Here is a 19,088-nt window from a genome sequence, read left to right as displayed (position 1 = left end):
TCCTGGGCCGGTGGGTCAGTCGTGGGCTATGACGGCCACCGGAGCGGTGGCGTGGTGCAGCACGGCGTGGGCGACGTGCCCGAGGTGCCCGCCGACCGGAGCCCGCCGGATCCGGCGGCCGACGACGACGAGTTCCGCGTCGGCGGCCTCGTACAGCACCTGCTCGGCGGGCGCGCCGACGGGCACCCGCTCCTCCGCCTTGACCGAGGGGTACAGTCCCCGCCACGGCCGCAGCCGCTCGCCGAGAGCAGCGGCGATGCCGTCGGCCACTTCTTGACGTACACCGGGATCGAGCCGGGGCGCGTAGCTGAACGCGAACGGCAGCGACCACCCGTGCACGGCGCGCACGCCGCAGCCCCGCCGCGCCGCCTCGTCGAAGGCGAAGGCGAGCACCGCGTCGGCGTTCTCGTGGATGTCCACTCCCACCACGACGTCCCTGCCCACCACGGCGTCCCCGGGCGCACGGGTCGGTGGGGCCTCGGGCGGGGAAGCGCCCGGAGGACGTACGAGCACGACCGGTGTGTCCGTGAGCCCGACGGTGGCCGTGCCGACCGAGCCGACGAGGAAGCCCTCGACGGCGCCCCGACCGCGCGACCCGAGGACCAGCATCTGGGAGTCGGCGGCCTCGACGGCCAGGACGGCGGCCGCACGGCCGGTCACCCGTCGTGCGGAGACCGCCAGTTCCGGGTACCGCCTGCGCAGTTCGCCCGAGGCCTCTTCGAGTACGGTGTCGGCGGCCCGCTGGTGCTCCTCCCGGTCGACCGGAGGCATGGCGGGGATGCGCGGCCACTCGTCCGCGTGCACCACGCGCAGGGGGGATTCCCGCAGCAGGGCCTCTCTCGCGGCCCAGTCCGCGGCCGCCCGGCTCTCCGGGAACCCGTCCACTCCGACGGTCACAGGGCGAGTCATGTGCGTGTGCCTCCTTCTGGGCAGGTCCGGCGGCTATGACCCAGCATGGCCGCGACGGCGACCGGGAGGGCAGGGCCGGGGAGCCCGTTCACCGGGGCCGAAGGACCCCGTCGGTCCTGAGTGCCGGGGCTGAAGGGCCTCGTCCGTCCGGCGGACCGGCCGCGGGGACGTGGACCTCACGCCACCGTGCCGTGGCCGGAGCCACGGCCGCCGTGGTCAGCCCTGCTGGGCGGGACGGCCGAAACGGCGGAGGGTCTCCGCGCGCCTCCGGTATTCCTCGTCGTCGATATCGCCGTGGGCGAATCTCTCGGCAAGGATCTCCTCGGCCCTGGTGGGAGAGCGCGTCTCGTCCGCCCGGGGCCGCTCGGCGCCTGCGGGCGGCGTCCCGACCGCGCCGGTCCGGCGCGCCAGGAGGAAGACCGCGAACAGCAGAATGATCCAGGCCGTCGCTCCGACGGCCATGAGTGCGATGAACCAGCCTCCCGGGCCATGGCCGTACCAGTACATGACCGGTCCTCCTCGCCCTGTCGTGGACGCCCTCCTCGTACCTCCACGATCCTTCGACCACGACGGCGGAGGCGAGGGCCGAACGGTCCCGCTCGGCAAGCCGGCCGTCCCCCGCGAGCGGACCGCGGGGACCACTGGGCCCCACCGAGCGGTCTGTTCGGCCCCTGTGAGCTCCGGACCGCCGCGGTTGAACGGCCGTGGGCGCACGCGGGGACGGCGCGGCGGCCACCCGGTGCTGTGGCCCTCGGTCGTCCGGGCCCTGTGGGCGCCGGCTCGACAGGAGTGGCGAACATGAAGCACAGCGAGGTCGGAAGCGTGAGGTGGGGGCGGTCGTCTCGGTCGTGCCGTCGACCCCGTTCCAGGAGGTCGCCGAACAGCTCGCCGAGCACGACATCAGCGGGCTCCCGGTCCTCGACGAGGACGACCGGGTGGTCGGCGTCGTCTCCGCCGACCGATCTTCCGGTGCGCCGCGCCCAAGGCGCGGGCGGCCACGGACCGGGCCCTTGGTGAGGGGGGTCCATGAGCCGGACGCACCGTGCCCGTGGGGCGAGCGGGGGAACAGCCGGGGCAGCGTCGGCGGAGCGGCCGCCAGCCGAATGAGGCGCTCTCTTTCTGCGACGACCGCCGACGACGGGGCCTCGTCCTGTGTCCCCCCAGCCAGGCGGCCAAGGGCGGAGGTTGGGCCCTCGGATCGCCAACTCGCCCTGAGCTGGGCTTGTTCGAACGCGTGCGGCGCGCGGGCCGGAAACGCCAAGGGTGTCCTAGGGCGCTCTCAGCACCGCTGGAGCACCGGCACCGGCCTCCAAGCCCGTGTCCAGCCGTTCCCGTGCCGAGGCCTCGGTGCCCGGTCGCGCGGGCGCGTGCGTGCCGGCCGGAGGCACGGGGCACAGTCGACATATGAGTGACGAAGCCGACGACCGGGACCCGGGCCTGTTCGGCCCCGCGTCGGTCACCTGGCAGATGCACGGCGACCCCATGATGTGGATCGCCGGTGTCCGTGCGCTCTACCTCCAGGCACTGCATCCCCGTGCCGTCCGCGGAGTCATGATCAACAGTGACTTTCGCAAGGACGCCTGGGGCCGGCTGCTCCGCACGGCGAACTTCGTCGGCACCATCTCCTACGGCACCGCCGAGGCCGCCGAACGGGCCGGTGCGCGCGTCCGCAGGATCCACCGCCTCCTCGGCGTGGACGACCCCGCACTGCTGCTCTGGGTGCACTGCGCCGAAGTGGACTCGTATCTGGAGGTTCTGCGTCGTTCCGGGTTCCCCCTCACCGACGCCCAGGCCGACCGGTACATCGACGAGCACCGTACAAGCGCCCGCCTCGTCGGACTCGACCCGGCCGCCGTCCCCGCCACGAGAGCGGCCCTCGCCGGCTACTTCGCCGCCGTGCGTCCCGAGCTGGAAGCCGGCGCGGACGCGCGCGTCGTCGACGACTTCCTTCGCCGCCCGCCCGTCCACCCCGTGCTCGTCCCGGCGCGTGAACTGGTCTGGCGGCGCGTGGCGGCGCTCGCGTACGACGCGCTGCCCCCGTACGCCCACGAGCTCTACGGCCGGCCCGCGCCGCCGCCGGCCCGCGTCACCCGGCGCCTCGCCGCCACGGGGACCGCCCTGCGCTGCGTCCCCTCACGCCTGCGCTGGCAGCTGCCGCCAGGTCACATCTTGAAGGCGATGGCGCGACTCGGGCCCGCGAGCAGGCCCGCACCGTACAAACTGCGCAGACAGGCGGCCATACTGGACGGGCCGGGGAGGGCGTAGCGAAGCGACGGGGGCGACAGCACGCGATGGCGGACACCAGGCTGATCCAAGGCCGGTACCGGCTGCTTGAACTGATCGGTCGGGGCGGTATGGGCGAGGTGTGGCAGGCCCGCGACGAGTCACTGGGCAGGCGGGTCGCGGTCAAATGCCTCAAACCGCTCGGGCCGCAGCACGACCAGACGTTCATACGGGTACTGCGGGAGCGCTTCCGCCGGGAGGCCCGGGTCGCCGCCGCGCTCCAGCACCGCGGGGTGACGGTCGTCCACGACTTCGGCGAGCACGAGGGCGTCCTTTACCTGGTCATGGAACTGCTCGAGGGCCGCAACCTGAGCCAGCTGATGGAGGACAACAAGCAGCATCCGCTGCCGGTGTCCGACATCGTCGACATCGCGGACCAGGTCGCCGACGCCCTCGCCTACACCCACGAGCAGAACATCGTCCACCGGGACCTGAAGCCCGCCAACATCATGCGGCTCACCGACGGCACGGTGAAGATCTGCGACTTCGGCATCGCCCGGCTCGGCCACGACATCGGATTCACCTCCCGGCTCACCGGGACGGGTGTCGCCATGGGCACCCCCCACTACATGTCCCCCGAGCAGATCGGCGGAGGCCATGTCGACCACCGCAGCGATCTCTACTCCCTGGGGTGCGTGCTGTACGAGATCGCCACCGGCGCGCCGCCCTTCGACCTGGGCGACTCCTGGTCCATCCTCGTCGGCCACCGGGACACGGCGCCCCGGCCGCTGCGCGGACACCGGCCGGAACTCCCCGACTTCATCGAGGAGATCGTCCTCGACCTGCTCGCCAAGACCCCCGAGGAGCGGCCCTCCGACGCCAAGGACCTGCGCCGCAGGATCGGCGCCGGGCGCGCGACGGCGACGCCCGTCGCCGGTACCGCGCCGCCGCCCCCGCATCCGCCGGGCGGAGGGGAACCGGGGCTGCCGTCCTGGACCCGCGGCATGACGACCGGCCACAAGGCGGTCACCGTCTCCACCCTGCGGACCCTGCCGCCCGACTTCACGGTGGGCCTGACCGGCGACTGGACCACCGCCGTTGATCTGCGCGGTCCCGCGCCCGTGCGGCTGCCCCGGCCCGAGCGGCCGACCCCGTCGCCCGAACTGCTGGCCGTGCTGACCAGCCGGCACAACGCCGGTCTCAGCCTCGGCCGGCTCGGACGCTGGGAGGAGGCGGGCGAGGTGCACCGCGCGGTCGCCACCGAGCGCGAGCACGCCCTCGGCCCCGACCACCCTGACACCCTCGCCAGCCGCTACGAGGTCGGCTTCACCCTGAGCAGGACCGGGCGGGCGGCCGACGCGCTCCGGGAGTTCGGCCGTGTCGCCGAGGGCCGTGAACGCGCCCTGGGACCGGACCACCCGGAGACCCTGGCCGCCCGTCAGGAGATGGCGTACGTCCTCGGCCGGCTCGGCCGGCACTTCGAGGCGCACCAGGCCTACACGTCGGTGCTCGCCTCCCGGGAGCGGACCGTCGGGCCGGACCACCCAGACACCCTCCGCTGCCGCCACAACCTCGCCTTCAACCTGAGCCGCCTCGGCAGGCTCGAGGACTCCTACCGCATGGCGGAAGAGGTCGCCGAGGCGCGCACCAGGGTGCTGGGAGCCGGGCATCCGGACACGCTCGTGACCCGTTACGAGGTCGCCTACGCCCTCGGCCAGCTGGGGCGCTGGACCGAAGCCCTGCAGACCTACCGGGACGTGGCGGCGGCCCGTGCGCAGGCGCTCGGCCCCGACCACCCGGACACCCTCGCCGCACGCTACGAGATCGGGATCAGCCTCGGCCGGCTCGGGCGGAGCGCCGAGGCGCTGGAGCAGTACCGGGAGCTGGTGGCGGACCGCACCCGGGTGCACGGCGCCGCCGACCCGGAGACCCTGCGCGCGCGCCACGGGCTCGGAGTGAACCTGGGCCGGCTCGCCCGCTGGGAGGAGGCCATGGCCGAGGCCCGTGACGTGTGCGCCATCCGCGAGCAGGTTCTGGGGGCCGACCATCCGGACACGCTCGTCAGCCGCCGGGAGGTCGCGGTCGGCCTGGGCTGGCTCGGCCGCTGGAGCGAGGCGCTCGCCGTCTACCAGCAGGTCGCCGAGTCCCGCGAACGCGTTCTCGGCGCCGATCACCCGGACGCCCTGGCCAGCCGCAACGACCAGGCCCACTGCCTGGAGCAACTGGGCCGCGGCGCGGAGGCGGTCGAGCTCTACCGCCGGGTCGCGGCGCTCCGCCGCCAGGGCGGAGGAGGCTGATCCGGGCCCACGCGGGTCACCGGGGGTGCCGGCCACGGGGCCCCGGCGTCCGGTCCGGGCCGGACGGGCCGGCAGAGCCGGGCACCCGGGTTCACCGGAGTCCGGGCCGACGGGCCCTCGGGGAGCCGGCCACACGATCCTCGGGGATGCGGCGTCCGCGTCGGCACCCCGCGTCGCGTCGGACCGGCCGCGACCGCACACTGTGACCATGACGGACCTGGCCGAGGAGCGGGAGCGCGGCCGCGCCGTGCGCAAGGAGGTGCCGCGGTCCTCACACGGGCGCTGGATACCGGCCGCCGACCGGCCGGATCCGCTCGCGGTGCTGGCCGACCAGGCGAGGACCCGTGAGCCGGACCTGGTGCCCGTGCGGTACGGGCGGATGGCCGTCTCCCCGTTCACCTACCTGCGCGGTGCCCCGGCCGTCATGGCGGCCGACCTCGCCGTCCAGCGGAACACCGGACTCCGTGTCCAGCTCTGCGGGGACGCCCACCTCCTCAACTTCGGCGTCTTCGCCTCGCCGGAACGCACCCTGCTCTTCGATCTCAACGACTTCGACGAGACCCTGCCCGGCCCCTTCGAATGGGACGTGAAACGGCTCGTCGCCAGCGTCGCGGTCGCCGCCAGGGACAACGGCCTGCCGGACGCCAGGGCCCGCCTGGCAGCGCGGGCGGCGGCCGAGTCGTACCGGCTGTCCGTGCGGCGTCTCGCCGGGCTCGGTGAGCTCGACGTCTGGTACGAGCGGATCGCCGCCGCGGACCTGGTGCCCCTCGTGCGCGACCTGGAGCGGGCTCGCGTCGAGGCCCAGCTCGCCAAGGCGCGGCGCCGGACGAGTCTCCAGGCCCTGGAGAGGCTGACCGAGGTCGTCGGGGGACGGCGCAGGATCGTGCAGGATCCCCCGCTGCTCGAGGCCGTTGCGGGGCTGGACGCCGCGTCGGTGCGGAAGATCCTCAGCGACTACCGCAGCACTCTGCCGGAGGACCGCAGGGTTCTGCTTGACCGGTACCGGTTCGTCGAGGCGGCCCGCAAGGTCGTCGGCGTCGGCAGTGTCGGAACGCGCTGCTTCGTCGCGCTGATGACGGGCCGCGACACGCAGGACCCGCTGTTCCTGCAGATCAAGGAGGCCCAGCGGTCCGTGCTGGAGCCCTACCTGGCGAAGTCCGCCTATCGGCACCAGGGCCAGCGGGTCGTCGCCGGCCAGCGGCTGCTTCAGGCAGCGAGCGACATCTTCCTGGGCTGGGTCAGCGGTCCGGGCGGCCGCCACTTCTACTGGCGCCAGCTGCGCGACATGAAGGGGTCGGCGGACGTCGCCTCGATGTCGCCGACGCTGCTGCGCGACTACGCCGCGCTCTGCGGCAGGGCGCTGGCCCGGGCCCACGCCCGGTCCGGGGAGCGCATCGCGATCGCCGCGTACCTGGGCGCGTCCGACACCTTCGACCGGGCCATGGGCGACTTCGCCCTGGCCTACGCGGAACGGACCGTCGAGGACCACCGCACCCTGCTGGCCGCGATCGAGTCCGGGGCGATCGAGGCCACACCCGGAGTCTGAAGCCCGCCCGTGCCGCAGGCGGGCTCCTCCGGGGCCCGAATGCCGTCTGCCCCCGGCACGCGTGTGACGGGGTGCGGGGCCGCCCGCGGCCGAGGCGCCCGTGTCCGGGGCCCATCTCCGTGTCCGGAGCCGCGCCTGCGGTCCGGAGCCGCAAACACGGGGCCGCTCTCTGGCCCGCGCGATCATCGCGTGTTACCAAGAGGCATGCGAGCAGCCTCCTCCGAATCGTTCAGCCGGTCCGTGTACGACGCCGTCATCGTGGGCGGCGGACACAACGGACTGGTCGCCGCCGCCTATCTGGCCCGAGCGGGGCGTTCCGTCCTGGTGCTCGAACGCCTCGGGAACACCGGGGGAGCGGCCGTCTCCACCCGCCCGTTCGCCGGGGTCGACGCTCGGCTGTCCCGCTACTCGTACCTCGTCTCCCTGCTGCCCGGCAGCATCGTGCGCGACCTGGGGCTGTCCTTCTCCGTACGCAAGCGCACCGTCTCCTCGTACACCCCGGTCGTCCGCGACGGCCGGGCGACCGGACTGCTCGTCGGCGGCGACCGTACGCGCGAGTCGTTCGCGGCCCTCACCGGCTCCGACCGCGAGTTCACGGCGTGGGAGGCGTTCTACGACAGGACCAGGCAGGTTGCCGAGCGGGTCTTCCCCACGCTGACGGAGCCGCTGCCGACCCGGCAGGACCTCCGGGAGAGGGTCGCTGACGAGACGGCGTGGCGGATGCTGTTCGAGGAGCCCATCGGCGCCGCGATCGAGGAGAGCTTCGCCGACGACCTCGTACGCGGCGTCGTCCTGACCGACGGCCTCATCGGCACGTTCGCGGACGCGCACGACCCGTCGCTGGTGCAGAACCGCTGTTTCCTCTACCACGTCATCGGCGGCGGGACCGGCGACTGGGACGTGCCCGTCGGGGGCATGGGCGCGCTCACGGACGCCCTCGCCGAGGCCGCACGGAGCGCCGGTGCGGAGATCGTCACCGGCCACGAGGCGATCCGGATCGAGACGGACGGGACGGCCGCCGAGGTCGCCTTCCGCACGGACGACGGCGAGGGCACGGTCGCCGCCCGCAATGTGCTGGTCAACGCCTCACCGCAGGCCCTCTCCGCCCTGCTCGGCGAGCCCGCCCCGCCCCCCGCCGAGGGTGCCCAGCTCAAGGTCAACATGCTGCTGCGCCGGCTGCCCCGGCTGCGGGACCGCTCCGTCGACCCGCGGCAGGCGTTCTCCGGCACCTTCCACATCTCCGAGGGCTACGGCCAGCTGGCGGCGGCGTACGCCCAGGCCGCGGCCGGACGGCTGCCGGAGGCGCCGCCGTCGGAGATCTACTGCCACTCGTTGACCGACCCGTCCATCCTGGGCCCCGAACTGGCAGCCCAGGGCTACCAGACCCTGACCCTCTTCGGGCTCCACACGCCGGCCCGGCTGTTCACCGAGGCGCCGGACGCGACCCGCGACGCGCTGCTCAAGGCGACGCTCGCCGAACTCGACGCGCATCTGGACGAGCCGATCAGCGACTGCCTCGCGCTGGACGAAGCAGGCCGTCCCTGCATCGAGGCGAAGACCCCGCTGGACCTGGAACACGACCTCCGGCTGCCGGGCGGGCACATCTTCCACCGGGACCTGGCCTTCCCCTGGGCGGAGGCCTCGACCGGTCGCTGGGGGGTGGAGACCGCCCACGCCAATGTGCTGCTGTGCGGGGCGGGAGCGGTGCGCGGCGGCGGCGTGAGCGGTATCCCGGGCCACAACGCGGCGATGGCGGCGCTGGGCCGCTGACCGTCCCCGTCCCGCGGCGGAGGGCACACACTTGTCGCCGTCTGCCGTCTGCCGTCCGCGCCGGCCCGTCCGAGGAATGCCCGGTCCGGGCCCTGCCGCACGTCCGCCCGCCGTGTACCGCGCCTCGCTCAGACTCCGGCCGTGGCACGGCCTGCGGTGGCGGCCGAGGTGTGGGTGGCCGAGGTGTGGGCGGCCGAGGTGTGGAAGGTGCGCCGGTAGGCGGCGGGGGAGACGCCCACGAGCTCGCGCATGTGCTGCCGCAGCGAGTTGGCGCTGCCGAATCCGGCCCGGTCGGCCACCAGGTCGATCGACAGGTCGCTGGTCTCCAGCAGTTGCTTGGCCACCTCGACCCGCTGTGCGGTGAGCCACTGACCGGGGGTGACGCCCGCCTCGTCGCGGAACCGCCGGGTGAAGGTCCGTACGCTCATCCGCGCGTGCGCGGCGAGTTCGCCCAGCGTCAGCGGCCGGTCGAGCCGTTCGAGCGCCCAGGCCCGGGTGGGCGCGGTCGTGGCCGTCGTGGGCTCGGGCACGGGCCGCTCGATGTACTGGGCCTGGCCGCCGTCCCGCCACGGCGGCACGATGCAGCGGCGTGCCACCTGGTTGGCGAGCGCGCTGCCGTGGTCACGCCGCACCAGGTGCAGGCACACGTCGACGCCCGCCGCCGCACCGGCCGAACTCAGCAGGTCGCCGTCGTCGACGAAGAGGACGTCCGCGTCGAACCGCACCCGCGGGAACAGCCGGCGGAAGTGCTCGGCCTCCGCCCAGTGGGTCGTGGCGGGCCGGCCGTCGAGCAGTCCGGCCGCGGCCAGGACGAAGGCGCCCGTGCAGATCGACACCGTGCGGGCGCCGGGCCGGATCCGTGCGAGGGCCTGCGCCAGCGGCGCCGGCAGCACGCCCTCCTCGGCGATGCCCCCCAGCCGGTGGGTCGGGGCGACGATCACGGTGTCGGCGCTCTCCAGCGCCTCCGGGCCGTGTGCCACCTCGATGGAGAAGCCCGCCTCGGTGCGGACGGGCCCGCCGTCCGGGGTACAGACGACCACCTCGTACAGCGCCGTCCCGTCCGAGGACCGGGCGCTGCCGAAGATCCGTGCCGGGATGCCGAGTTCGAAGGTCATGACCCCGTCGAGGGCCAGAACCACCACGCGGTGGGGATCCGGCCCGGGCGGTACGACGCAGCCGTCGTACACGTCCCACTCGCCGCTCGCGTTCCGCTGCTCGCCGGCGCCATCCGAAGCACGTCCCGAAACACCCATGGCCAAATTCTGTCACATCATGGCCATCCGGCCAGTTCTGGGCGGGCCCGTGAGCCGTGATCGTGGAGGCGTACCGAGAACGGAAAGGAAGCACACATGCACGACACCGATGCCGGCACCACGATGCGCGCGATCAGCCCGGCCGCCTGGGGCGGCCCCGAGGTGCTGCGCGAGGTGACCCTCGCCCGGCCCGCCCCCGGCCCCACCGAGATCCTGGTGCGGGTGCACGCGGCCGGAGTGAACCCCATCGACTGGAAGACGCGCGCCACCGGAGGCTTCGGGATGCACGGCGAGCCGCCGGTGCTCGGATACGACGTCTCCGGCGTCGTCGAGGCCGCCGGGCCGGGCGTCACCCTCCACCGGCCGGGCGACGAGGTGTTCGGCATGCCGGAGTTCCCGCGCCAGGCCGGCGGCTACGCCGAGTACGTCACCGGCCCGGCCCGGCACTTCGTCCCGAAGCCCGCGGCCCTGAGCCACGTGGAGGCGGCCGCCCTGCCGCTCGCCGGCCTCACCGCCTGGCAGTCCCTCGTGGAGACCGCGGGGCTCGCCGCCGGCCAGCGGGTGCTCGTCCACGCGGCGGCGGGCGGCGTCGGCCATCTGGCCGTCCAGATCGCGGCGGCCCGCGGCGCCCACGTCATCGGCACCGCCCGCGAGGAGAAGCACGCGCTGCTGAGGGAGCTCGGCGCGGGCGAACTCATCGACTACACCCGGCAGGACTTCACGGACGTGCTCGGGAACCAGGACGTCGACGTCGTACTCGACTCGATCGGCGGGGACTACGGACACCGGTCCCTGCGGGTGCTCCGCGACGGCGGCACGCTCCTCACGCTGCCCTCGCCGGACGAGGTGCCGGCCCCGGACGGGAGCGCGCCGAGGGGCATCCGCACCGGTTTCACGCTCGTGGAGCCGGACTCCACCGGGATGCGCGCCCTCGCCTCCCTCGCGGCGGAGGGAAGGCTGCGACCCGTCGTCGAGACCGTGCTGCCGCTGGAGCGCGCCGCCGACGCCCACCGGCTGGGCGAGACCGGGCGCACCCGCGGGAAGATCGTGCTCACGGTCGTGGGGGCCTGATCCGGCGCCGCGGCCGGGGGACGTGCCCGGTCGCGCCCCGCGCCCGGGCCGGCCCGCAGCCTCCCGAGGTCTGCCGCGGGCGCGTCGGGGCGCGTCGGGGGCAGGACTTCGGCCACGGCTCCCGGGGGTCCGCCGCGTGGCGCGCCGGGGCGCGTCGGGGGCAGGACTTCGACTTCGGCCACGGCTCCGCGGGGGCGCTCCGGGGCAGACCCCGGGGGAGCCTCAGTCTGCGGACGGGCTCCAGCCGGCCGCCTCGATCCGCGCCGCGTCGCCGGGCCGGGACTCGTCGAAGAGCGTCCTGCCGCCGTCGTCGACCCGCAGGCCGTCCACGTAGGCGCCGCGCCCGACGTACAGCTGGTCCGTCGTGTACCGCCAGCGCAGCCTGAGCGGCCGCCCGCGCCACGCCGACAGATCGGACTCGACGCCGTGCCAGGCCCGGCCCGACCAGCCGCTCACCCAGCCTTCGGGGCGCGGCACCGCGCCCTCCCCGCGGCGCCGGGTCTCGAAGGGCACCGCCTGCCAGGTCGTCCCGCCGTCGGCCGACGCCTCCAGGAACACCTTGTCGGCGCCGGGTTCGGTGTCCCACCACAGGGAGCAGTGCAGCAGGGCGCGCCTTGTGGCCGGGGTCACCTCGGGCAGCGCCAGCGTGGCCGTGCCGGCCGAGGCCATCCCGGAGAACCAGGCGGTGCGGCCGTGAACGGGCCGTACGGGTACGGCGCGGGCGAGGTTGTTCGCGGCGGCGACGCGCGGTGCGCTGCCGGAGCGCCAGGTGCGCACCGGATGCACGGAGTTGCCGAGGACGATCAGGAAGGAGTCCGTCGACGGGTCGAGTACGAGACTGGTGCCGGTGAAGCCCGTGTGCCCGGCGGTGCGGGGCGTGGCCATCGCGCCCATGTACCAGTGCTGGTACAGCTCGAAGCCCAGTCCGTGCTCGTCGCCGGGGAAGGCGGTGTTGAAGTCGGTGAACAGCAGCTCCACGGACTCGGGGGCGAGGATGCGGGCCCGTCCGTACGCACCTCCGTTCAGCAGGGTGCGGGCGAGCACCGCCAGGTCCCAGGCGCGGGAGAACACTCCGGCGTGCCCCGCGACCCCGCCGAACGCGTAGGCGTTCTCGTCGTGCACCTCGCCCCACACGAGTCCGCGGTCCAGTCCCGACCACGGCAGCCGGGCGTCCTCGGTCGCCGCGATCCCCGGCCGCCAGGAGGCGGGCGGGTTGAACCGGGTGCGGTCCATGCCGAGCGGCGCCGTGATGTCCTCGCGCAGCAGGTCGTCCAGGCCCCGGCCGGTGATCTGCTCCAGGACCAGCTGGAGAGTGATCAGATTGAGGTCGGAGTAGAGGTACTTGGTGCCCGGCGGGCTGGTGGGCGCCTCGTTCCACAGCAGCCGGAGCCGGCCCTCGCGTGTGGGCTCCTTGAAGAGGGGGATCCACGACCGGAACCCCGAGGTGTGGGTGAGCAGTTGGCGTACGGTCACGTCGTGCTTGCCCGCCGCCCCGAACTCCGGCAGGTACGCGGCGACCTTCTGCTCCAGCTCCAGCGTGCCCCGTTCGATCTGCTGCACGGCGAGGATCGACGTGAACAGCTTTGACACCGACGCCAGGTCGAACACGGTGTCCTCGGTCATGGGGATCTGCTGCTCCTGCGGCAACTCCACGCCGGTGTCGGTCTTCTCGTCGTAGGCCGAGTAGCGCACGGCCCTGCCGATCGCGTGGTGCAGGGCGACGGTGCCGCCCCGGCCCGCGAGCAGGACCGCCCCGGCGTACCAGGGGCGCCGGGGGGAGGGGGAGAGGAAGGCTTCGGCGTCCGCGACCAGCCGGTCGAGATGCCCGGCGGTGAGCCCGGCCCGTGCCGGAGTACCGCGCCGCAGCGTCGTCCGCGGGTGCCCGCCGCCTCCGCCTGCGGCCGGCACCGCCGCTGCTGCTCCCGGGACGGGTCCGATCACCTGGGGGTACCTCCCATGCGAAGCTCTGGGGGGAGCTCCTCCCAGTGCCAGCAGCCCGCCGGCGAACCGGCGGCGGCTGATCCCTCCGCCTGCAGAGGCCTCCGTCATACCTCACCCTCCCTGAAAGGATCCTTCGGGCGACCGTGCAACACGTGAAACTTTCTTGCCGAGGTGAGGGGGCGTCAAGGCCGGGCAAGAATCTGACACGGCATCAGAAAATCTCTTCCCTCGGTCGCTCCGCTGCGGCATCCTGCGCCCATGGAGACGGAGCTGAGCAAGAGACTGGGAGTCGAGCACGCCATCTTCGGCTTCACCCCGTTCCCCGCGGTCGCCGCCGCGATCAGCCGGGCCGGCGGCTTCGGCGTCCTCGGCGCGGTCCGCTACACGGCACCCGGCGACCTCGCCCGGGACCTCGACTGGATGCAGGAGCACACCGGCGGCAGACCGTACGGCCTCGACGTCGTGATGCCGGCCCGAAAGGTCGAGGGCGTCACCGAGGCCGAGGTCGAGGCCATGATCCCCGAGGCGCACCGCCGCTTCGTCCAGGATCTCCTCGACAAGCACGGCGTCCCCCCGCTACCCGAGGGAGAGGCGTCCGGCTGGCGGATCACCGGCTGGATGGAACACGTCGCCCGGAGCCAACTCGACGTCGCCTTCGACTATCCGATCAAGCTCCTCGCCAACGCCCTCGGCTCGCCGCCCCCCGACGTCGTCGGCCGCGCCCACGATCACGGGGTGCTCGTCGCCGCCCTCGCCGGCAGTGCCGCACACGCCCGCCGCCATGCCGAGGCCGGCATCGACATCGTCGTCGCCCAGGGCTACGAGGCGGGCGGCCACACGGGTGAGATCGCCTCGATGGTGCTCACCCCCGAGGTCGTCGACGCCGTCGGCCCGCTGCCCGTCCTCGCCGCCGGCGGCATCGGCAGCGGCGAGCAGATCGCCGCCGGACTGGCCCTGGGAGCCCAGGGCGTCTGGCTCGGCTCGATCTGGCTCACCACCACCGAGGCCGACCTGCACTCCCGCGCCCTCACCGCGAAACTGCTCGCCGCGGGCTCCGGGGACACCGTCCGCTCCCGCGCGCTCACCGGCAAACCCGCCCGCCAGTTGCGCACCGAGTGGACCGACGCCTGGGACGACCCCGACGGACCCGGCACCCTGCCCATGCCCCTCCAGGGCCTCCTCGTCGCCGAAGCCGTCTCCCGCATCCAGAAGCACGGGACCGAACCGCTGCTCGGTACTCCGGTCGGCCAGATCGTCGGCCGGATGACCTCGGAGCGGAGCGTCCAGCAGGTGTTCGACGAGCTCACCCGCGGTTTCGAACGCGCCGTGGACCGCATCCAGCGCATCGCCGGAAGGAGCGCATCATGAGCGAGCGGCCGTCGGGAACCCCGCGGACGGAATCCCCGGGAGGCTTCTGGGCCCAGGCCGGCGCCGATCCGGAACGGACCGTGCTGATCGCCCCCGACGGCGAGGAGTGGACCGCGGGGCGCCTGCACGCCGACGTCAACCGGCTCGTGCACGGGCTGCGTGCGGCGGGCATGGAGCGGGGCGACGCCTTCGCCGTCGTACTGCCGAACGGCGTCGAGTTCTTCACCGCGTACCTCGCCGCCTCCCAGGCCGGCTTCTACCTCGTCCCCGTCAACCACCATCTCGTCGGCCCGGAGATCGCCTGGATCGTCGCGGACTCGGGAGCCAAGGTCCTCATCGCGCACGAGCGATTCGCCGCCGCCGCGACCGCCGCCGCGGACGAGGCGGGCCTGCCCGGCGCCCGGCGCTACTCCGTCGGCGACGTGGACGGCTTCCGCCCGTATGCCGAACTGCTCGACGGACAGCCGGCGGCACCGCCCGCCGACCGCACCCTCGGCTGGGTCATGAACTACACGTCCGGCACCACCGGCCGGCCCCGGGGCATCCGCCGCCCGCTTCCCGGCAGACCGCCGGAGGAGACCCATCTCGGCGGATTCCTGGGCATCTTCGGCATCAGGCCCTTCGACGGCAACGTCCACCTCGTCTGCTCGCCGCTCTACCACACCGCCGTGCTCCAGTTCGCCGGAGCCTCGCTGCACATCGGCCACCGGCTGGTGCTGATGGACAAGTGGACGCCCGAGGAGATGCTGCGGCTCATCGACACCCATGCGTGCACCCACACCCATATGGTCCCGACCCAGTTCCACCGGCTGCTCGCGCTGCCCGAGGAGGTCCGCGGCCGCTACGACGTCGGCTCCATGCGGCACGCCATCCACGGAGCCGCACCCTGCCCCGACCACGTGAAGCGGGCGATGATCGACTGGTGGGGGCACTGCGTCGAGGAGTACTACGCGGCGAGCGAGGGCGGCGGTGCCTTCGCCACCGCCGAGGACTGGTTGAAGAAGCCCGGCACGGTCGGCCGGGCCTGGCCCATCAGCGAACTCGCCGTCTTCGACGACGACGGCAACCGGCTGCCGCCCGGTGAACTCGGGACCGTCTACATGAAGATGTCCACCGGAGGCTTCAGCTACCACAAGGACGAGGCCAAGACCCGCAAGAACCGCATCGGCGACTTCTTCACGGTCGGCGACCTCGGACTCCTCGACGAGGACGGCTATCTCTTCCTGCGTGACCGCAAGATCGACATGATCATCTCGGGCGGCGTCAACATCTACCCCGCCGAGATCGAGTCCGTGCTCCTCGGCCACCCCGCCGTCGCCGACGCGGCAGCCTTCGGCATCCCGCACGCCGACTGGGGCGAGGAGGTCAGGGCCGTGGTCGAGCCCGCCGAAGGCCACACGCCCGGCCCCGAACTCGCGGCCGCGATCCTCGCCCACTGCGAGCAGCGCCTCGCGGGCTACAAACGGCCCAGGAGCGTCGACTTCATCGGCGCCATGCCCCGCGACCCCAACGGCAAGCTCTACAAGCGCCGGCTGCGGGAACCGTACTGGGAGGGACACGACCGGCCGGTGTGATGCCGCACGGGCGCCCGTCGCCGCCGTCCGGTCGCGGTCCGCACGGCGCGGCCCGCTGCCGGTCCGTACCCGTACGCGCGCGGGTCCGGCCCGTGCTCCCGCACGGGCCGGACCCGCGTGGTCCCGTTGGCCCACCAGCCCGCGCGACCCGCCCGGCATCCTGGCAGCCTGGCGCGCATGAAGACCGGCACGAAGGCGCTGAGCGCGCAGTGGACCACATGGGTGCCGGTCGCCGCCGCGTTGGCGCTCGTCGTCGGCTGGGGCAGACACCTCCCGGGCTTCGCCGTGACCGTGGTGGGACTGTGCCTCGTCGGCGCGGTGCTGGCCGCGGTGCACCACGCCGAGGTCGTCGCCCACCGGGTCGGCGAGCCCTTCGGCTCGATCGTCCTCGCCGTCGCCGTCACCGTCATCGAGGTCGGACTCATCGTCACCCTCATGGCGGGCGGCGGTGCGAAGGCCTCGACCTACGCCAGGGACACGGTCTTCGCCGCCGTGATGATCACCTGCAACGGGATCGTCGGGCTGTCCCTGCTCGTCACCGCCCTGCGCAAACGGGTCGCCGTCTTCCACGCCGAGGGCTCCGGCGGTGCGCTGGCCACGGTGTGCACCCTCGCGACCATGACGCTGGTGCTGCCGACCTTCACCACCGGCCGCCCGGGCCGTGAGTTCACCACGGGGCAGCTGGCGTTCGCCGCGATCGCCTCGCTCTGCCTCTACGCCATCTTCATCGCCGTGCAGACCGTCCGGCACCGCGACTACTTCCTGCCCGTCGAGCGCGACGGGCACATGAGCGACCCCGACGAGCACGCCCCGCCGCCCGGGACGCGCCAGACCTGGTGGAGCGTCGCACTGCTGTTCGTGGCGCTCGTCGCCGTCGTCGGGGACGCCAAACTCGTCTCGCCGACCATCGAGGGCGGAGTGGAGTCGGCGGGACTGCCCAACTCCGTCGTCGGCGTCGTCATCGCCCTGATGGTGCTGATGCCCGAGACCCTCGCCGCCGTACGGGCCGCGCGCCGGGACCGGATGCAGACCAGCCTGAACCTCGCCTACGGCTCCGCCATCGCCAGCATCGGGCTGACCGTCCCGGCGATCGCGCTCGCCTCGATCTGGCTGCCCGGCGCGCTGATCCTGGGCATCGACGCCACCCACATGGTGCTGCTCACGCTCACCGCCGTGGTCAGCGCACTGACCGTGGTCCCCGGCCGGGCCACCCTGCTCCAGGGCTTCGTCCACCTCGTGCTGTTCGCCGCCTTCGTCCTGCTGTCCTTCAGCCCCTGACGGCCTGTGGGGCGACGGGCCGCACCCGGGCGGACCGGACCGGCCGCGTCCTTGACCCGGTCCGGATCGGCGCCCAGGATCCAGCCATGGCAGCCATGGAGCACCTCCTCAGCAGCACGGTCGACGGCATCCTGCGCGGCAGCGCCCTGCGCACCCCCGACCGGACCGCCGTCCGGTACGCCGACCGGAGCCGGACGTACGCGGAGCTCGACCAGGCGGTCAGCACCGCGGCAGCCGTTCTGGCCGGCCACGGGCTCGGCCCCGGGGACCGGGTCGCCGCCTACGGACACAACTCCGACGCCTACCTCATCGTCTTCCTGGCCTGCGCCCGCGCCGGCCTCGTCCACGTGCCCGTGAACCACAATCTGACCGGCGACGACCTCGTCTACGTCCTGCGCCAGTCGGGCAGTTCGCTCGTCCTCGCCGACCCGGCGCTCAGGGACCGCGTCCCCGGCGACTTCGCCGTACGCGACCTGCGCGATTCCGCCGACTCGCTGTCGGCCGCGCTCGCCGACCCGCAGGAGTTCGAAGCCGACCGGAGCCCCGGCGACCTCGTACAGCTGCTCTACACCTCGGGCACCACCGCGCTGCCGAAGGGCGCGATGATGACGCACCGTGCCCTGGTGCACGAGTACGTCAGCGCCATCACCGCCCTGGACCTGGACGAGGACGACAAGCCGGTCCACTCGCTGCCGCTGTACCACTCCGCCCAGATGCACGTGTTCCTGCTCCCGTACCTGGCGGTCGGCGCGGAGAACACCATCCTCGACGCGCCGGATGCCGCACGGATCTTCGAACTGGTGGAGCAGGGACGGGCCGACAGCCTGTTCGCGCCGCCCACCGTCTGGATCGGCCTCTCGAACCACCCGGAATTCGCCACCCGCGATCTGAGCACCCTGCGGAAGGCGTACTACGGGGCGTCGATCATGCCCGTGCCCGTCCTGGAGGGACTGCGCGGCAGGCTGCCGGGGCTCGCCTTCTACAACTGCTTCGGTCAGAGCGAGATCGGGCCGCTCGCGACCGTGCTCGGGCCCAAGGAGCACGAGGGGCGGATGGACTCCTGCGGCAGGCCGGTGCGCTTCGTCGAGGCGAAGGTCGTCGACGAGGACGGCACGGACGTGCCGGACGGGACGCCCGGCGAGATCGTCTACCGCTCGCCCCAGCTGTGCGAAGGCTACTGGGACAAGCCGGAGGAGACCGCCGAGGCCTTCAGGGACGGCTGGTTCCGCTCCGGCGATCTCGCGGTCCGCGATCAGGAGGGCTACTACACGATCGTCGACCGCGTGAAGGACGTCATCAACTCCGGGGGGTGCTCGTGGCGTCCCGTCAGGTCGAGGACGTGCTCTACACACATCCCTCGGTCGCCGAGGCCGCCGTCGTGGGTCTTCCCGACGAGCGCTGGATCGAGGCGGTCACGGCCGTCGTGGTGCCGCGGGACGCCGTGACGCAGGAGGAACTGGTCGCCCACGCCCGCCGGGTCCTGCCGGGGTTCAAGGTGCCGAAGCGGGTGCTGTTCGTCGACGAACTGCCGCGCAACGCCAGCGGCAAGATCCTCAAGCGGGAACTGCGCGACCGGTTCGCCTGAGGGCCGGCGCCCGCGGCGAGGGCCGAGGGGCCGCTCTCACCGGCCGGCCCCGGCCCCACGGCGGCGGGTCCGGGGTGCTACGGCCCGGGCGGGAACGGCTGGGCCTGCTGCGGGTACATGCCGGCCGGGGCGACGCCCAGCCGGATCACCTGCTCCAGGCCGCGCAGGGTCTGCTCGGCCTCCCGGCGCACCTGAGCGGGCACGTCACCGCGTTCGGTGACGAGCCGGTCGTAGATCGGCGCCTCCTGCCACACAGCCAACCAGCCCTTTCCG

At 73.5% G+C, this 19,088-nt stretch carries 14 protein-coding genes and 1 pseudogene; 10 read left to right on the top strand and 5 right to left on the bottom strand.

The genetic code is table 11. The features are described from left to right. Positions 1-15: 15 nt before the first annotated feature. Both BLT82_RS06015 and BLT82_RS06010 read right to left on the bottom strand, forming a co-directional pair. The gene (locus BLT82_RS06015) at positions 16-909 is read right to left on the bottom strand and encodes a universal stress protein (RefSeq protein ID WP_208867739.1); all 894 of its coding nucleotides are present in this window, start codon (positions 907-909) and stop codon (positions 16-18) included. Between the two features lie 216 nt (positions 910-1,125). Next, positions 1,126-1,416, bottom strand: a complete 291-nt coding sequence (locus BLT82_RS06010) for an SHOCT domain-containing protein (protein ID WP_093652786.1) — start codon at positions 1,414-1,416, stop codon at positions 1,126-1,128. Between the two features lie 197 nt (positions 1,417-1,613). Here BLT82_RS06010 and BLT82_RS38780 point away from each other — a divergent pair, with 197 nt between their 5' ends. The 5 genes from BLT82_RS38780 to BLT82_RS05985 all read left to right on the top strand — a co-directional run bounded on the left by BLT82_RS38780 (position 1,614) and on the right by BLT82_RS05985 (position 8,745). Then, positions 1,614-2,321: a CBS domain-containing protein gene (locus BLT82_RS38780; protein WP_404203083.1), complete on the top strand. Its 708-nt coding sequence runs from the start codon at positions 1,614-1,616 to the stop codon at positions 2,319-2,321. After that, entirely contained in the window at positions 2,314-3,174 is an 861-nt protein-coding gene (locus BLT82_RS06000) for an oxygenase MpaB family protein (RefSeq protein WP_093652785.1), read from the top strand. The genes BLT82_RS38780 and BLT82_RS06000 overlap by 8 nt, the downstream gene beginning before the upstream one ends. 26 nt (positions 3,175-3,200) lie before the next feature. After that, positions 3,201-5,429, top strand: a complete 2,229-nt coding sequence (locus tag BLT82_RS05995; RefSeq protein ID WP_093652784.1) for a serine/threonine-protein kinase — start codon at positions 3,201-3,203, stop codon at positions 5,427-5,429. Positions 5,430-5,637: 208 nt separating this feature from the next. Next, positions 5,638-6,975: a DUF2252 domain-containing protein gene (locus BLT82_RS05990; RefSeq protein WP_093652783.1), complete on the top strand. Its 1,338-nt coding sequence runs from the start codon at positions 5,638-5,640 to the stop codon at positions 6,973-6,975. 204 nt (positions 6,976-7,179) lie between these two features. After that, positions 7,180-8,745 (top strand): phytoene desaturase family protein, encoded by a 1,566-nt coding sequence (locus BLT82_RS05985; protein WP_093652782.1) that lies wholly within the window; start codon positions 7,180-7,182, stop codon positions 8,743-8,745. A gap of 128 nt (positions 8,746-8,873) precedes the next feature. Here BLT82_RS05985 and BLT82_RS05980 read toward each other — a convergent pair whose 3' ends face one another. After that, on the bottom strand, positions 8,874-9,998 hold the full coding sequence (locus BLT82_RS05980) for a GlxA family transcriptional regulator (RefSeq protein ID WP_093652781.1): 1,125 nt from the start codon (positions 9,996-9,998) through the stop codon (positions 8,874-8,876). Between the two features lie 96 nt (positions 9,999-10,094). Between BLT82_RS05980 and BLT82_RS05975 the strand changes: the two genes are divergently transcribed. Beyond that, positions 10,095-11,069 carry an NADP-dependent oxidoreductase gene (locus tag BLT82_RS05975; protein ID WP_093652780.1) on the top strand — a complete coding sequence of 325 codons (975 nt, stop codon included), beginning with the start codon at positions 10,095-10,097 and terminating at the stop codon, positions 11,067-11,069. A gap of 222 nt (positions 11,070-11,291) precedes the next feature. Here the strand turns inward: BLT82_RS05975 and BLT82_RS05970 are convergent, their stop codons facing one another. Next, entirely contained in the window at positions 11,292-13,118 is a 1,827-nt protein-coding gene (locus BLT82_RS05970) for a serine hydrolase domain-containing protein (RefSeq protein WP_093652779.1), read from the bottom strand. Between the two features lie 150 nt (positions 13,119-13,268). Here BLT82_RS05970 and BLT82_RS05965 point away from each other — a divergent pair, with 150 nt between their 5' ends. The 4 genes and pseudogenes from BLT82_RS05965 to BLT82_RS05950 all read left to right on the top strand — a co-directional run bounded on the left by BLT82_RS05965 (position 13,269) and on the right by BLT82_RS05950 (position 18,815). Then, positions 13,269-14,378 (top strand): NAD(P)H-dependent flavin oxidoreductase, encoded by a 1,110-nt coding sequence (locus BLT82_RS05965; protein WP_093652778.1) that lies wholly within the window; start codon positions 13,269-13,271, stop codon positions 14,376-14,378. Beyond that, on the top strand, positions 14,375-15,952 hold the full coding sequence (locus BLT82_RS05960) for an acyl-CoA synthetase (protein WP_093652777.1): 1,578 nt from the start codon (positions 14,375-14,377) through the stop codon (positions 15,950-15,952). The genes BLT82_RS05965 and BLT82_RS05960 overlap by 4 nt, the downstream gene beginning before the upstream one ends. A 177-nt stretch (positions 15,953-16,129) precedes the next feature. Next, positions 16,130-17,230, top strand: a complete 1,101-nt coding sequence (locus tag BLT82_RS05955; protein WP_093652776.1) for a calcium:cation antiporter — start codon at positions 16,130-16,132, stop codon at positions 17,228-17,230. 95 nt (positions 17,231-17,325) lie between these two features. Beyond that, positions 17,326-18,815, top strand: a pseudogene (locus BLT82_RS05950) (acyl-CoA synthetase). Positions 18,816-18,892: 77 nt separating this feature from the next. Here the strand turns inward: BLT82_RS05950 and BLT82_RS36760 are convergent. Continuing rightward, positions 18,893-19,075 (bottom strand): hypothetical protein, encoded by a 183-nt coding sequence (locus BLT82_RS36760; protein ID WP_143041473.1) that lies wholly within the window; start codon positions 19,073-19,075, stop codon positions 18,893-18,895. Positions 19,076-19,088 lie beyond the last annotated feature (13 nt).

The sequence above is a fragment of the Streptomyces wuyuanensis genome (genome assembly GCF_900103455.1).
Classification (GTDB): domain Bacteria; phylum Actinomycetota; class Actinomycetes; order Streptomycetales; family Streptomycetaceae; genus Streptomyces; species Streptomyces wuyuanensis.
The sequence above is the reverse complement of the archived record's forward strand: the minus strand, read 5'-3'. Positions and strand labels throughout refer to the sequence as shown.